Here is a 13736-nt window from a genome sequence, read left to right as displayed (position 1 = left end):
GTACGAACCGGTGGGCGCCCTCTCCGTGCTGCGTGCTGCGTGCTGCGTGCTCCGTGCGGTGCTGCGGATCAGACCTGGTCGGCCTTCTCCAGGGCCTCGCAGCAGGTGTCCACGATCAGGCGGGTGACCACGTACGGGTCCACGTTCGCGTTCGGGCGACGGTCCTCGATGTAGCCCTTCTGGTCCTGCTCGACCTGCCACGGGATGCGGACCGAGGCGCCGCGGTCCGAGACGCCGTAGGAGTACTGGTCCCACGGGGCGGTCTCGTGCAGGCCCGTCAGACGGTCGTCGATGCCGGCGCCGTAGTTCTTGACGTGGTCGAGCGGCTTCGAGCCCTCGCCGAGCGACTCGCACGCGGTGATGATCGCGTCGTAGCGCTCGCGCATCGCCTTGGTGGAGAAGTTGGTGTGCGCGCCCGCGCCGTTCCAGTCGCCCTTCACCGGCTTCGGGTCCAGCGTCGCGGAGACGTTGAAGTCCTCGGCCGTGCGGTACAGCAGCCAGCGGGCGATCCACAGCTGGTCCGAGACCTCCAGGGGGGCCAGCGGGCCGACCTGGAACTCCCACTGGCCGGGCATGACCTCGGCGTTGATGCCGGAGATGCCGAGACCGGCCTTGAGGCAGTTCTCGAGGTGCGCCTCGACGATCGGGCGGCCGAAGATCTCGTCCGCGCCGACACCGCAGTAGTAACCGCCCTGCGCGGCCGGGAAGCCGTTGACCGGGAAGCCGAGCGGGCGGGTGCCCTCGAAGAAGGTGTACTCCTGCTCGATGCCGAAGATCGGCTCCTGAGCCCCGTACCGCGCGGAGACCTCGGCCAGCCCGGCGCGCGTGTTCGACTCGTGCGGCGTCATGTCCGTGTTCAGGACCTCGCACAGCACCAGGATGTCGTCGCCGCCGCGGATCGGGTCCGGGCAGGAGAAGACCGGGTTGAGAACGCGGTCCGAGGCGTGGCCCTTGGCCTGGTTCGTGCTGGAACCGTCGAAGCCCCAGATCGGCAGCTCGTCGAGCGCGAGGGCGTCACCCACGATGATCTTCGTCTTGGAGCGAAGCTTCGCGGTCGGCTCGGTGCCGTCGATCCAGATGTACTCAGCCTTGAAGGTCACGGGTCTCATCCTTTGGCGTGCTGCTGCGGGGTTCCGCCGCGGCTCGCGGCACTGCGAGAAGCTGCGGTCTCCGCGCTGACTGCGCGGTGTGTGTTCGACCGCAGCTTCGCAACACGGGATTTCCCATCGGTTGCCCGTTTGTGAACCCCGTGTTACTCGGCCTCCTTGATTCTCCCGTTCTTCCCCCGATCGGCCCGCAGCCGCTCCTCGACCCGGTGCGCGTCCAGGAGGGCACCGAGCCCCGCCGCCCGCACCCGCAGGACCACCTCGGCGTACGAGGTCCCCAGCGCCTCCGCGGTCCGCCCGAGGTGCCAGTCGCAGTCCGCGAGCCGGTGCAGCAGGTACCCCTTCCGGATCTGCTTCTCGGAGAGCCGGAAGGTCTTCAGATAGGCCGTCCGCCCCTTCCGGTCGGTGATCACCTCGCCGATGTGCTGCTCCCGCCCGCCCCGCTCGAACGGCGGCAGGAACCGGTACAGATCGAACGGCCCAGCCCGGTACACCCGCTCGAAGGCGTACGAGGTCTCCAGGAGGTCCCGCGCCATCAGCCCGTCGTGGGCCACCGCCCAGGCCCGCTCCTGCTCCCGGGCCGCCGCCCGCAGGTCCGCGAGGTTCCGGATGCCGCCGGCGCCGTCCCGGATGCGCGCGGTGAACTCGGGCACCGGGCCGCCGTAGTACGCGTACTGGTGGACCAGCTCCCCGTACAGGTCCTCGACGAGCGTCGGGTGCAGCAGCCGGTAGTCCTCCGGGTGGGGCACCACGAAGGCGGCGGCGAGCGCGTCGGCCACGTACAGGAGCAGCCCGCACTGGCCCGGGTGCAGCTCGAAGACCCGCAGCGCCTCCGCGAGCCCCGGCACCGTCCACCCCGCGTACGCCGCCTCGGCACGCGGCGAGAGACCGTGCCGCAGCGCCTCGCGGGACCACTCGTCCCAGACGACGGAGGGCCCGCCGAAGTGCAGGGCGAGGTACCCCTCCAGGGCGAGGTGCAGCGGCAGGAACCGCAGCCGCCGCTCGCCCTGGCGGCGCTTGGCCATGCGGTGGATCCGGCGCACGGGCACGCACTCCGGCGCACCCCAGGGCACACCGGAGGGCGTGCCCGTGCGAGTCCCCGCGCCGTCGCCGAGCCGGGTGCCGTACGCGGCGGACTCCGCGCCCGATCCCGTCCCCGACCAGTCGGCGACGAAGCCGTGCGGGATGTACGAGGTGTAGGCGGTGCGGTCGGGCAGGTCCACCGCGCCCCGTCCCTCGTACACCTTCCGGTGCAGCCGCAGCCCCGGCACCGGCTCGTTCCGCACGAGCGGCACGATCCGCACCCCGCCCCACACCTGCGCGGGCCGCACGTCGAGCCCGGTCAGATCGATCCGGGTCATCGCCCGGCCCCCTCTCCCGCCGCCCTCAGGAACAGCTCCACCCGCCGGTCCAGATAGGCCCGCAGTTCGCCGAAGCCCGTCCGGCCCTCGGCGAACTGCGCGATCTCCACCAGCGCCGCCAGATCCTCCGCGTCCCGGATGCCCGCGGCCGGCACGCTCGGCGCCAGCCGACGCACGTCGAAGCCCTCCGCGTCGTATACGGGGTTCAGGTGCACCACGCTCGTCCGGCGCTCCGGATCGAGCCGCGTCCGCCACACCCGCAGCACCTCGCCCGCGAGCCCCGGCGGGGCGTTGTCCCAGCCGTCCGAGACGATCACCAGCCGGTCGGGACCGGTGTCCAGGGCGTCCAGGATCCGCAGACCCAGCGGAGTCGGCCCGTACGGCCGGACGAGCAGCGGATCGTCGCCGCCCGAGGTCCACAGCGGGGTGTACGCCCCCGGCGCCGCGAGGGCCTCAAGGAGGAAGTGGGCGCCGAGCGCGACGGCCAGCGGCCGGCGCCGCTTCACCGCCGAACCCGAGGAGGAGAAACTGTCGTCGAGCACGGCCGCGACCCGGCCCCAGCTCCCGGCGTACGGCCCCGCCGTGCGCCGTGCCGCCGCGCGCAGCGCACCCGTCAGCTCGGCCCGCCGCTCCACCCGCTCGCCGAACGGCAGCGACAGCACGAACAGGGCGAGCCGGGTCAGCGGCATGACGGACAGATCGGCGGCCCGCGCCGTCCTGAGCTTTTCGAGCCGGGTCATCCGGGGCGCGATCCGCTCCAGGAACACCGCGCGCGGCACCCCGTGCTTCGCGGCGAAGCCCTCCGCGACCGTGAACGGCAGCTCGTACAGCGCGCCCTGCTCGTAGTGCGCCCGGCGGTGCGCGTCGAGCGTCGCGTTCTCGTACCGGACCCGGCGGCCCGGCGCGAAGAGGAAGTCGCCCGTCTCCGGGTCGGGCAGCCGCCCGTGGACGTGCCGGAGGGCGGCCTTGAGGCCGCTGCGGTACTTCACCGCGTCGAGCGCCGGGTCGGGCCGGGCCGCGAGCCACGCGCGCACGATCGCGCGCGTGCGCCGGTTGTTGACCCCGGCGGCGCGCAGCGCGCGGAACAGCCGGTAGACCCGCGGCGGCGGCAGCTTCGCGAGGCGCGCGGCGATCAGCCGGCCCTCGCCCGGCTCCGCCTCCTCGGGCGTGCGGAGCAGCTGCTCGATGACGAGCGCGGCGTTGTGGTCGTTGATGTCGAGCGCGAGCGAGGCGGCGTACACGGGCCGGTAGTTGACGCGTACGTACTCGTGGAGGAACGCGAGCGAGAAGCGCTGTTCGGCGGCGGAGGAGCGGAACTCCCGCTGGCCGGTGGCGGTCACGGCGGCGTTGACGAAGAGGAGTACGTCCTCGGCGGCGACGAGATCGGACACGGCACTCTCCTCCCAGCGCACGGGTGCCGGCCGGGGAATGGGGGCGCGAACAGCGAAGACGTTGCTTCAGAGGCAGGTTCCGGAAGTCGCACCGGAGTCCCGCGGCCGGCCCGGGAAAGCTAACACCGGGTGGGGGGATCGGGGCGAGCGGATTTCGCGGGAGGGGAGGGGAGGGGAGGAAGGAAGGAGGGGAGGAGGGGATGAGGGGGAGGGGAGAGTGCGGAGGGGGTTCGGGGTGCTGGGCCGGGTCGGGTGGCCGGGCCCCGGGTCGGTTGTCACTGGGGCGGGGCAGACTGGGGGCATGGCGAAGCACCTGGGTGGGAAGCCCCGTATCGGACTGCTCGGCACCGGACCCTGGGCCGGGCGTACGCACGCGCCCGCGCTGGCCGGGCATTCCGGCGTCGAGTTCAGCGGGGTGTGGGGCAGACGCCCCGAGGCGGCGGCCGAGCTCGCCGCCGTGTCGGGCACGCGCGCGTACGACGACCTGGACGCCCTCTTCGCGGCCAGCGACGCCGTGGCCCTCGCCCTCCCGCCGGACGTCCAGGCCCCGCTGGCCGTGCGCGCGGCGGAGGCCGGCTGTCACGTCCTCCTGGACAAGCCGGTGGCCACGACCGTGGCCGGGGCCCGCGCGGTCGCCGACGCGGTAGAGACCGCCGGGGTCGCCTCGGTGGTCTTCTGCACCCTCCGCTTCGCGGAGCCGACCGCCCGCTGGATCGAGGAACAGGCCGCGGCGGACGGCTGGTTCCTGGGCGAGGCGCACTGGCTCGGCTCGCTCTACGGGCCGGGTTCCGCCAGCGCGTACGCGGCCTCCCCCTGGCGCCGCGAGAAGGGCGGCCTGTGGGACGTGGGCCCGCACGTGCTCTCCGTCTACCTGCCGGTCCTCGGTGACGTCACGGAGATCACGGCCGCCCGGGGCCCGGCGGACACCCACCACCTGGTCCTGCGGCACGCGTCGGGGGCGAGCAGCACGGCCACGCTCACCCTGAGCGCCCCGCCGGAGGCGGCGGAGGCGGCCCTCACCCTGTACGGCACCGCCGGGCGCACCGAAATGCCCCGTTGGGACGGGGCGGTGGGGGCGTTCGGCGCGGCCGTGGACGCCCTCGTCACGGCGGCCCGCACGGGACGCCCGCACGACTGCGACGCCCGCTTCGGCCTCCGCCTGACCGAGATCCTCACTGAGGTGGAGCGGGGTGCCGCCGGCGCCTGAGCCCGGCGCGGGCCGGCCGGTCCTGCGGACCGTCACCCCGGCGGACTGGCCGCTCTGGCGCGAGGCCCGCGTCGCCGCGCTCACCACCTCGCCCGAGGCGTTCGGGGTCCGGCTCGCCGACTGGGGCCGGGGCGGCGAGGAACGGTGGCGGGCCCGCTTCGACGACCCGGAGACGTACGGCGTCCTCGCGCTGCTCGACGGCCGGCCGGTCGGACTCGCGGGCGGGCTCGTCGCGCCGGACGGCCTCCCGGAGCTGCGTTCCGTCTGGGTGGCGCCGGGGGCCCGCGGCCACGGCCTGGCAGCCCGACTGATCGCGGCCGTCGAGACCTGGGCCCACGGCGGCGGGGCCACGGTCCTGCGGCTCTCCGTGCTCCGGGGCAACACCGAGGCGATCGCCCTGTACGAGCGCCTCGGCTATGCCCCCACGACCGTTCCCGCCGCCGTCCCCACGACCACGACCGTTCCCGCCACGCTTCCGCCGGCTGCCGAGTTGGTCATGACGAAGGCCCTGCCGGTGGCGGGCTGAGCGCCGCCCTGCCCGAGGTGCTGCCCGAGACGTCGCCCAGGGCCTCTCCCAAGCCCGCGCACAACGCGTCAAGAGCAGGGCCGTACACCCGTTCCGGCGGCGTGGCGTAGCCGACGACCAGGCCGTCCTGGTGGGGCCGGCCGCCGGCCTCCGGGTGGCGGTAGCCGGCGAGGGCCTCCACGGCGACGCCGTGCCGGGCCGCCGCCGCGACCGCCGCCCGCTCCGTGCCCGCAGGCAGTTCGACCACGGCGTGCAGCCCGGCGGCGATCCCCGTCACCCGGACCGCCGGCACCCGCTCGGCGAGCACCGCCGCCAGCCGGTCGCGCCGGGCCCGGTGCCGCTGTCGCATGCGCCGGACGTGCCGGTCGTACGCGCCGGAGGCGAGGAACCCGGCGAGCGTGAGCTGTTCGGTGGCGGAGGTGTGCGGCTCGCGTACGCCCTTCGCCGCGACGACCCGGTCCACCAGGCCGGCCGGCAGGCACATCCAGCCGATCCGCAGCGCGGGGGACAGGCTCTTGCTGACGGAGCCGAGGAGGACGGTCCGGTCGGGGTCGAGGCCCTGGACCGCGCCCACCGGCCGCCGGTCGTAGCGGAACTCCCCGTCGTAGTCGTCCTCGACCACCAGACCGCCGGAGACCCGCGCCCACTCCAGGACACCGGCCCGCCGCTCGGGGTGCAGCGGTCCGCCGGTGGGGAACTGGTGGGCGGGGGTCAGCAGCACCGCGCGCGCGTGGCGGGGGATCTCGGCGGTCCGCGCCCCGTTCCCGTCGACGGCGACCGGCACGGTGGCGACCCCCGCCTCGGTGAGGAGCCCGCGGTGGAAGGGCAGCCCGTACTCCTCCACGGCCCACGGGCCCGCCGCCCCGCCGCCGAGGACCCGGGCGAGCAGCCGCAGCGCGTGCGCGGCGCCCGAGCAGATCACGATCCGGTCCGCGGCGGTCCGTACGCCCCGGACCCGCGCGAGGTACTCGGCGAGCGCGTGCCGCAGTTCGGTCCGGCCCTGCGGGTCGCCGATTCCGAAGGCCTCGTGCGGGGCCTCCGTCAGCGCGTGCCGGGCCGCAGCGAGCCAGGCGGCGCGCGGGAAGGCGCCGGGATCGGGCTTGCCCTGGACCAGGTCGTACGGGAGCGGCGGCGGCGTGGCCGGCCGCACCGGGCCGGGGGAGGGCGCGGCGACCCGGTCGGCGACGCGGGTCCCGGAGCCCTGGCGGGAGGTCAGCCAGCCCTCGGCGACGAGTTCGGCGTAGGCGTCGGCGACGGTGTTGCGGGCGATGCCGAGGTCGGCGGCGAGCGAGCGGTAGGGCGGCAGCCGGGTGCCGGGGGCGAGCCGTCCGGAGCGCACGGCCTCGCGCAGCGCCCCGATGAGCGCGGCCCGCCGCCCGCCGGCTCCGCCGAGATCCAGGTGCAGATCGACACCGAGGGCGTGGGCTCCGCCGCGCGGGTCGGGGTCGGGGTGCGGGGCGTCGCAGGGGGCGCTGAGCCCGCCGGTTCCGCCCGGCGCTCGGTGCAGGTCTTCACCGGGCCCACCAAGCCGGTCGGCCCCGTCGGCCCCGCCGACCCCATCCACCCCGCCCGGTTCCCCGCGCACTTCCCCGCCCAGCCCCTCGCCGTCCCCGCCCGTCACCGGTCCTCCCCGCCGCCCAGCAGGTCCCGTACCCCCGTCAGGAACCGTCGTACGGCCTCCTTCTCGGCCTCCTCGAAGCCGTCGAGCAGCGTCACGGCCCCGTCGATCAGGGGGCCGAAGTGCGCGCGGCCGAGTTCCTTGGCGCGTTCCTCCACGGTGAGCAGCACCCGCCGCCGGTCGCGGGTGTCGCGTACGCGGGCGACGTACCCCAGGCGTTCGAGGCGGTCGACGACCGCGGTCGTGCCGGCCGAGTTGAGGCCGAGCCGCTCGCCGAGCCACCCGGCGGTCGCGTCGGTGCCCGCGCGTTCGGCGTCGAGGAGTGAGATCAGGGCGCGGACGTCCGTGGGGTGCATGCCGTTCCGCGCGGCGAACTCGCCCTGACGCAGGCCGTATTCGACCGTGACCTCGCGGAGCAGGTGAAAGATCCGCATCTCGGGTGACTCCGGCACCGCGTCCTCCTATTATCTCGTTCAGCGAGACTGTCGCCGAACGAGAGGATCGTACCGACCGTGTCCGACCGCTTCGACTCCGCGTACGACGCACTCCTGGCGACCTGGCCGCACCCCACGACCGTCGCGGAACTCGTCACCCCGTACGGCACCACGCACGTCCTGTGCCACGGCCCCGAGGACGGCCCGCCCGTGCTCCTCCTGCCCGGCGGCGGGGCGACCGCCTGCTCCTGGCGGGCCACCGCCGCCGCGCTCGGCACGACGCACCGGGTCCATGCCGTCGACCTCGTCGGCGGACCGGGCCGCAGCCGGCCGGGCGACCGCCCGATCCGTACCGCCGCCGACCTGACGGCCTGGCTCGACGCGCTGCTCGACGGTCTGGGGATCGCGTCGGCGGCGTTCTGCGGCCACTCGTACGGCGCGTGGATCGCCCTCCGGTACGCGCTCGCGTCCCCCGCCCGCACCGACCGCCTCCTCCTGCTCGACCCCACCGGCTGCCTCGCCGGCTTCCGCCCGGGCTATCTGCTGCGGGCCCTGCCGATGCTGCTGCGCCCGACACCCGCGCGGACGGCGGCGTTCCTGGCGTGGGAGACGGGCGGCGCGGAGTACGACCCGGCGGTACGGCGGCTCGACGCCCTGGCGGCGGACCTGCCCCGGCGCCGCCCGGTCACCGGCCCCCGCACGACGGCCGCCGAACTCTCCGGGCTGCGCCCGCCGGTGCTGCTGCTCCTGGCCGGAGCGGGCCGGGCCCATGACGCGCGTCGGGTGGCGGCCCGCGCGACGGCCCTGGGCCTGCGGGCGGACATCGTCCCGGCCGCGACCCACCACACGCTCCCGGCCGCTCTGGGCCCCGCCGAGCTGGCCCGTGTCACGGGCTTCCTCCGGGACTGACCCGACAGCCGGGGCCGCGAGTCCGACGCGGCGCGACCGGGCCGGCCCCACCGGCTCAGCGCGACAGCGCGTCCCGGACCGCCTCCTCCGAGCGGCCCACGACCGCGGTGCCGTCCTCGGCGGTGATGATCGGCCGCTGGATGAGCTTCGGGTGCGCGGAGAGCGCCTCGATCCACCGGTCCCGGCCCCCGGCGTCGCGCGGCCACTCCTTCATGCCCAGCTCCTTGGCGACGGCTTCCTCCGTCCGCGTGATGTCCCACGGTTCGAGCCCGAGCCGGTCCAGCACCTGCCGGATCTCGTCGGTGGAGGGCACGTCCTCCAGATAGCGGCGCACGGTGTACTCGGCGCCCTCGGCGTCGAGCAGGGTGAGGGCGCTGCGGCACTTGGAACAGGCGGGATTGATCCAGATCTCCATGGCTTCCACGGTACCCCCCAAGGCTCCCTCCACCACCCCCCAAACCCTGCCTGGCCAGGGGCGATTGTCAGTGGGGGGCACTAAAATGGTGGGTGAAGGCGAGGGTCCCGGGGAGGGCCCGCGCCCCGCCGTCCGCCAGGAGGTAGCCCATGGCACTCGCCGTGATCCGGACTCCGTCCCTCGAACCCTGGAAGCCCCTGCAGAGGAAGGCGCTCCCCGCGGGCCGCCCCCGCGAGTGGTACGTGTCGCACAACCGGCGCCTGAAGGCCATGCGCCTGTCGATCGCCCTGCTCGACGCCGGGGTCTACATCCCGTCGAAGGCCACGGACGCGAAGATACGCAGCACGGCCGCTACCCTCGGCATCCACCCGCCCTCGGACACCACCTGCCGCATGGTCCGGTCCCTGATCCGCTACGGCCGCTGACCGGAGGAGAGCGAGCGACGGCCGGCCGCCCCCGGGACACCCGGGAGCGGCCGGCCCGGGTGTCCCGGTGTCCGCGCGGCGGCCTCGGCCGTCCGGCGTCCGGCCGGCGCCGACGGACGGCTGCCGCCCAACTGCGCCGTGAGGTAAGGGAGGAGATGGGCCGTCACCTGCGCGCCTCCTCCCTCCCGGTCGTTCGGGGCTATTCTTCTGGCATGCTCGGCCGGGACGTTCCGGCCCGTCATCGGGGGAGGCGAACGTGGCGCGTGTCGTCGGCGTACACGGCATCGGTTGGTCCTGGCGGTCGCGCGAGGAAATGCACGAGACGTGGCACGGAGCGCTGCGCACGGGGCTCCGGAACATCCGCTACGCCGACGCCGCGACGGTGTCGTTCGAAGCGGCCTTCTACGGACACCTGTACAACGGCGGCACGGGCAAGGCCGGCGGTGGCGCGCTCTACACCGCCGCCGACGTGGCCGACGGCTTCGAGTACGAACTCCTGGAGGCCATGGCCAGGGAGGCGGACCCGGCGGCCTTCGACGAGGACGGCGCCGAGCCGGCCTCCAAGGGGGGCGTCGTCCGCGGTGCGCAGGCCTGCCTCAGCATCCTGGAGCGGACGCCGTACCTCGGCGGAATCACCGCCTCGGTCCTCATCCGCCAGATCAAGCAGGTGCACCGGTACTTCGAGGAACCGGCCCTCGGCGAGGAGATCCGGGCCGAGCTGGAGACGGCGATCCAGGAGGACACCCGGGTGGTCCTCGCCCACTCGCTGGGCAGCGTGGCCGCCTACGAGGTCCTGTGGAAGCTCAAGGACGTCCGGATCGACACCCTGGTCACCATGGGCTCGCCGCTCGGGCTGAAATCCATCCGCCGCCGTCTGGCCCGCTCGGCCGACGCGGAGCCGGGGCGCCCGCCGTCCGTCCGCCGCTGGGTGAACGTGGCCGCGGAGCAGGACGTCGTCGCCCTGCGCAAGAAGCTGAAGACCCTCTACAACGACGAAGTCGAGGACTTCGGGGTCACCAACCCCCTGCTCCACATGCACGACTGCACCCGCTACCTCGCCAACGTGTGGACCGCTCGCGCAGTCGAGGCAGCTCTTGGGTGAGCGGTGGTTCCTCCTGGCCGGGGAGGGCGAATACGGCGAGGGCAGCGGCCTGGCGCGGCTCGAACACGTACCGCACGAACTGAAGTCGATGCGCCGCACGCTCCAGGATCTGGGGATGCGGGAGATCCGCAGGCCCGGGGGAGCCCCGGGGGAGCGGGGCCTGCACGAGGTGTGCGACGACCTCGGTGACTGGCTGGAGACGGTGAGCAGCGGTGAGCAGGAGCCGCCGCTGTCGCTGTTCGTCTACTGCACGGGACACGGCGAGCGGAAGGGGGACTCCACGTGGGGCCTGGCCCTGCCGACGTACACGCCGTGGAAGAAGAGACTCCTTGAGCCGGCGGACATCATGGACGCCTTGTACGGGGGCGAAGAACTCAGGAAGACCCTCTTCGACCAGGCGGTCCTCGTTCTCGACGCCTGCTACTCCGGGCCCGGCGCGGCCGACGCCATGGAGACCCTCCGGAGTCAGTCCGCCGTCGGGCACGTCGACTACGACGCCTGGGTGATCGCGACGGCTCGCAGGACACAGCAGGCCGGACAGCTCGCCTTCGCCCGCGCCTTCGCCAGGACTCTCGAACAGAGCCCCGGCACGTCGGAGTTCATCGAGCCCACGGTCCTCGTGGAGCGGGTCAACAGCCACCTGCCGACGGCCGAGCAGGAGGTCTGGGTGTACTCCGCCGGCCGCGGGAGCTGCCGCGCGCTGCCCGATCCGGCGTACATGCCCCGAACCTCCCCCGACTGGCTCGACCGCGGCCTCGACGAGTGGTCCCACCTCGCACGCGGCCGGAGCCAACCGCGGCAGGAGGGCTGGTACTTCTCCGGCCGGGCCGAGGAGCAGCGGCGTCTCCGCGAGTTCATCGCCGGCGGCGGACCGGCCGGGCCGCTCATCCTGCGGGGCGCGGCCGGGGTCGGCAAGAGCGCGCTGCTGGGGCATCTGGCCGTGTGCGGGAAGCCCGAGTGGCGGCGGCGGTTGCCGCCCGTCGCCCGGCGCCGGAGCGGTGGCCTGATCCTCCCGGACGACTCCGTGCACGCGCTGGTGTCCGCCCAGGACGCCACCGTGTCGAGCCTGGCCCGGGGGATCGACCGGGCGCTCGGCCTCGGCCTGGGGGGCACCCCGACGCCGGACGAGCTGTGCGAGGCCCTGGAGGCGCTGCCTCCCCGGACCGTACTGGTGGACGACCTCCACCTGGCCGACGACGGGCCCGCGGCCCTGGTCACGGACCTGCTCGACCCGCTCGCCGAGTACGCGCGGACCACCGTCATCGCCTCGGCCGGTCACGACCTGGCCGCCGACGAGGTGTGGCAGGACCGCCAGCTGCCGGTCTTCCAGCTCGGCACCGACGACGAGGGCGTCCGCGCCTATGTCGACGCCCGCCTGCGCCATGCTTCGACGGCCGGCCGGGGCACCCCCGGAACCCCTTCCCGGAGGGGCGTCGGCGCGATCGCCGCCGCCTGCCACGGACACTTCGGAGCGGCGGTCCGCGCGGTCGACGAGTTCCTCCGCACCCCGCCCGACGGCGACGGCGCGGCGCGCGCGCGGGACGCGGCGGGAAAGCGGCTGCGGAACTTCCATCTGAGCCTGCTCGGAGCCCGGGACCACTCGGACGCCTGGCGCCGGGCGATGCTGGAGCCGGTACGGACGGCGGCCGCGTGCGGGCACGAGGCCGGGCTGACCGCCGAGCGCTGGGCGGCCCTCGCCACGGCCTCGGACCGCTCCGGCGGGACGTACGGCCCGGAGGACGCGAGGGAGGCCGCGGAACTGCTGGGCGACTCGGTGACGGACACCGCGGGCAGCGGGACGGGCAAGGGCAGCGGTACGGGTGAGGGCACCCGCAGGGGAAGCGGCTCACGCCCCGCCCCGCAGCCCCCCGCGTGGCGCCTCGCCACCCCCTTCGCACCGCAGCCCTCCGGGTCGGAGTTCGCCGAGGCCGTACGGGAGTGCCTGCCCGTCCACGCGTCCGAGGGGTCCGGCATCGACTGGGCCGCCGACACGGCGCTGACCGCCCTGTTCGGGGACGTCGCCCGGCACTACCGCCAGGACTTCGCCGCCGAATTCTCCTCGCCGGCCTTCTGGAACGCGCTGCCCGCCGGCGCCCTCGCCCGACAGCTGCGGGACGGAGGGCGACACGCCCTGCCGGACGCGGTCGGTGCGGGCGTACGGACCCAGAAGCCCGGACTCCACCCTGCTGAGCGGGCGTTCCAGCTGAAGCTCTCCCTCCTCAGAGCCGGGGAGGACGGACGCGATCTGGACCCGCGCGGCTCCGGCGCCGGGGTCGACATCCTGTGGGCCACCCCCAAGGACGAGGTGGCCGTACCCGACCTCCTCGCGGTCGCGGGCGGTGCGGACGGCGACGGTTTCGTGGTGACCACCCACGGCGACGCGTCCGTCCGGCTGTGGAAGCTGGCGGACGGCGCCCCGCTGGCCGAGGCGGTGCGGTCCGAGGAGGACGGCATCGCCACGCACATGGCGCTCGCCGTCGTCGACGGTGAACCCGTCGTCGCGCTCGTCGCGGACGGCGCGGGACTGCTGTGGCGACCGCTCTCGGGCCGGGACCCGGAGCCGCTGGCCGCCCTGGACGGGGCCACGGCGATCTCGCTGCACGGCGACGGGCTGCTCGCCGTCGCCAGGGGCGCGCGGATCGAGGTCGTCGAACCGGACGCCACCGGGCGGGCCAGGTCGTTCGCCGTGCCGGGATCGAGCCGGGTGACCCAGGTCCACCTGGGCGGCCCGGCCGGTGACGTACGGCTCGTCGCCACCACCGAGTTCGGCACCGTGACCGCCCGCGTCCAGGACACGGGAGTGGCGGCGGTACGACGTCAGCCGCTGCTCATGCCCGCGACGCGGCACGCCGTGGTGTCGTCGACCGGCCGCACCGTGGCGATGCTCGACCAGGGCGGCGGGCTGTTCGTGTGGGACGAGAGCCGGGGGACGCGGGGGCTCGACCTGCCCGCCGCGCGTGACGGAGCCGTCGCGCTCGCCGTCGGCGACAGCCTGGCGGCGGCGGCCGGGGACGCGAAGTACCCCTGGCTGTGCATCCGCCCGATCACGTCCGGCGACGAACGCCCGACACCCCGGCTGCCGCTGCCGGACCAGCCGATCGCGCTCGCCTTCGACGCGTACGGCTCCCGCCTGGTGGTGACCGACGTACGAGGGGTGTTCTGCCTCGACGTCAGCCCCGACGCGCCCCGACCGGATCCGGCCGACCCGGACCCGCCCCGGCCGGCGCCGACCCGTTCCTGAG

General features: G+C 74.8%; 12 protein-coding genes. 6 read left to right on the top strand and 6 right to left on the bottom strand.

The window, feature by feature from the left end:
* Positions 1–68: 68 nt before the first annotated feature.
* From glnII to V4Y03_RS08815, 3 genes are all read right to left on the bottom strand, one after another.
* Positions 69–1100 (bottom strand): glutamine synthetase, encoded by a 1032-nt coding sequence (glnII, locus tag V4Y03_RS08825; RefSeq protein WP_317876793.1) that lies wholly within the window; start codon positions 1098–1100, stop codon positions 69–71.
* Between the two features lie 152 nt (positions 1101–1252).
* Complete coding sequence (locus tag V4Y03_RS08820) at positions 1253–2467, bottom strand: ARPP-2 domain-containing protein (protein WP_317876794.1); 1215 nt, start codon at positions 2465–2467, stop codon at positions 1253–1255.
* Positions 2464–3858: a hypothetical protein gene (locus V4Y03_RS08815; RefSeq protein ID WP_332434554.1), complete on the bottom strand. Its 1395-nt coding sequence runs from the start codon at positions 3856–3858 to the stop codon at positions 2464–2466. Before V4Y03_RS08815 ends, V4Y03_RS08820 begins: the two co-directional genes overlap by 4 nt.
* Positions 3859–4159: 301 nt before the next feature.
* On the opposite strand from V4Y03_RS08815, the gene V4Y03_RS08810 reads away from it, so the two are divergent.
* A complete protein-coding gene (locus tag V4Y03_RS08810; RefSeq protein WP_317876796.1) occupies positions 4160–5065 on the top strand; it encodes a Gfo/Idh/MocA family protein in 906 nt (301 codons plus the stop codon).
* Positions 5049–5591 (top strand): GNAT family N-acetyltransferase, encoded by a 543-nt coding sequence (locus V4Y03_RS08805; RefSeq protein WP_332434553.1) that lies wholly within the window; start codon positions 5049–5051, stop codon positions 5589–5591. Before V4Y03_RS08810 ends, V4Y03_RS08805 begins: the two co-directional genes overlap by 17 nt.
* Here the strand turns inward: V4Y03_RS08805 and pdxR are convergent.
* Both pdxR and V4Y03_RS08795 read right to left on the bottom strand, forming a co-directional pair.
* Complete coding sequence (gene pdxR / locus V4Y03_RS08800; protein ID WP_443079865.1) at positions 5560–6990, bottom strand: MocR-like pyridoxine biosynthesis transcription factor PdxR; 1431 nt, start codon at positions 6988–6990, stop codon at positions 5560–5562. The genes V4Y03_RS08805 and pdxR overlap by 32 nt on opposite strands.
* Positions 6991–7208: 218 nt before the next feature.
* Positions 7209–7643, bottom strand: coding sequence for a helix-turn-helix domain-containing protein (locus V4Y03_RS08795; protein ID WP_332437133.1), 435 nt, complete (start codon positions 7641–7643; stop codon positions 7209–7211).
* A 78-nt stretch (positions 7644–7721) separates the two neighbouring features.
* Between V4Y03_RS08795 and V4Y03_RS08790 the strand changes: the two genes are divergently transcribed.
* Positions 7722–8552, top strand: coding sequence for an alpha/beta fold hydrolase (locus V4Y03_RS08790; RefSeq protein WP_332434552.1), 831 nt, complete (start codon positions 7722–7724; stop codon positions 8550–8552).
* A 55-nt stretch (positions 8553–8607) separates the two neighbouring features.
* Here the strand turns inward: V4Y03_RS08790 and V4Y03_RS08785 are convergent, their stop codons facing one another.
* Positions 8608–8967 (bottom strand): arsenate reductase family protein, encoded by a 360-nt coding sequence (locus tag V4Y03_RS08785; protein ID WP_332434551.1) that lies wholly within the window; start codon positions 8965–8967, stop codon positions 8608–8610.
* Between the two features lie 149 nt (positions 8968–9116).
* Here V4Y03_RS08785 and V4Y03_RS08780 point away from each other — a divergent pair, with 149 nt between their 5' ends.
* The 3 genes from V4Y03_RS08780 (at position 9117) to V4Y03_RS08770 (ending at position 13735) form a co-directional block, all read left to right on the top strand.
* Entirely contained in the window at positions 9117–9392 is a 276-nt protein-coding gene (locus tag V4Y03_RS08780; protein ID WP_317875233.1) for a hypothetical protein, read from the top strand.
* A 256-nt stretch (positions 9393–9648) separates the two neighbouring features.
* The gene (locus tag V4Y03_RS08775) at positions 9649–10494 is read left to right on the top strand and encodes a hypothetical protein (protein ID WP_332434550.1); all 846 of its coding nucleotides are present in this window, start codon (positions 9649–9651) and stop codon (positions 10492–10494) included.
* Positions 10487–13735, top strand: coding sequence for an ATP-binding protein (locus V4Y03_RS08770; RefSeq protein ID WP_332434549.1), 3249 nt, complete (start codon positions 10487–10489; stop codon positions 13733–13735). Before V4Y03_RS08775 ends, V4Y03_RS08770 begins: the two co-directional genes overlap by 8 nt.
* Position 13736 lies beyond the last annotated feature (1 nt).

It is taken from the genome of Streptomyces sp. P9-A4 (assembly GCF_036634195.1).
Taxonomy (GTDB): domain Bacteria; phylum Actinomycetota; class Actinomycetes; order Streptomycetales; family Streptomycetaceae; genus Streptomyces.
This window is presented reverse-complemented; position numbering and strand designations above follow the sequence as displayed.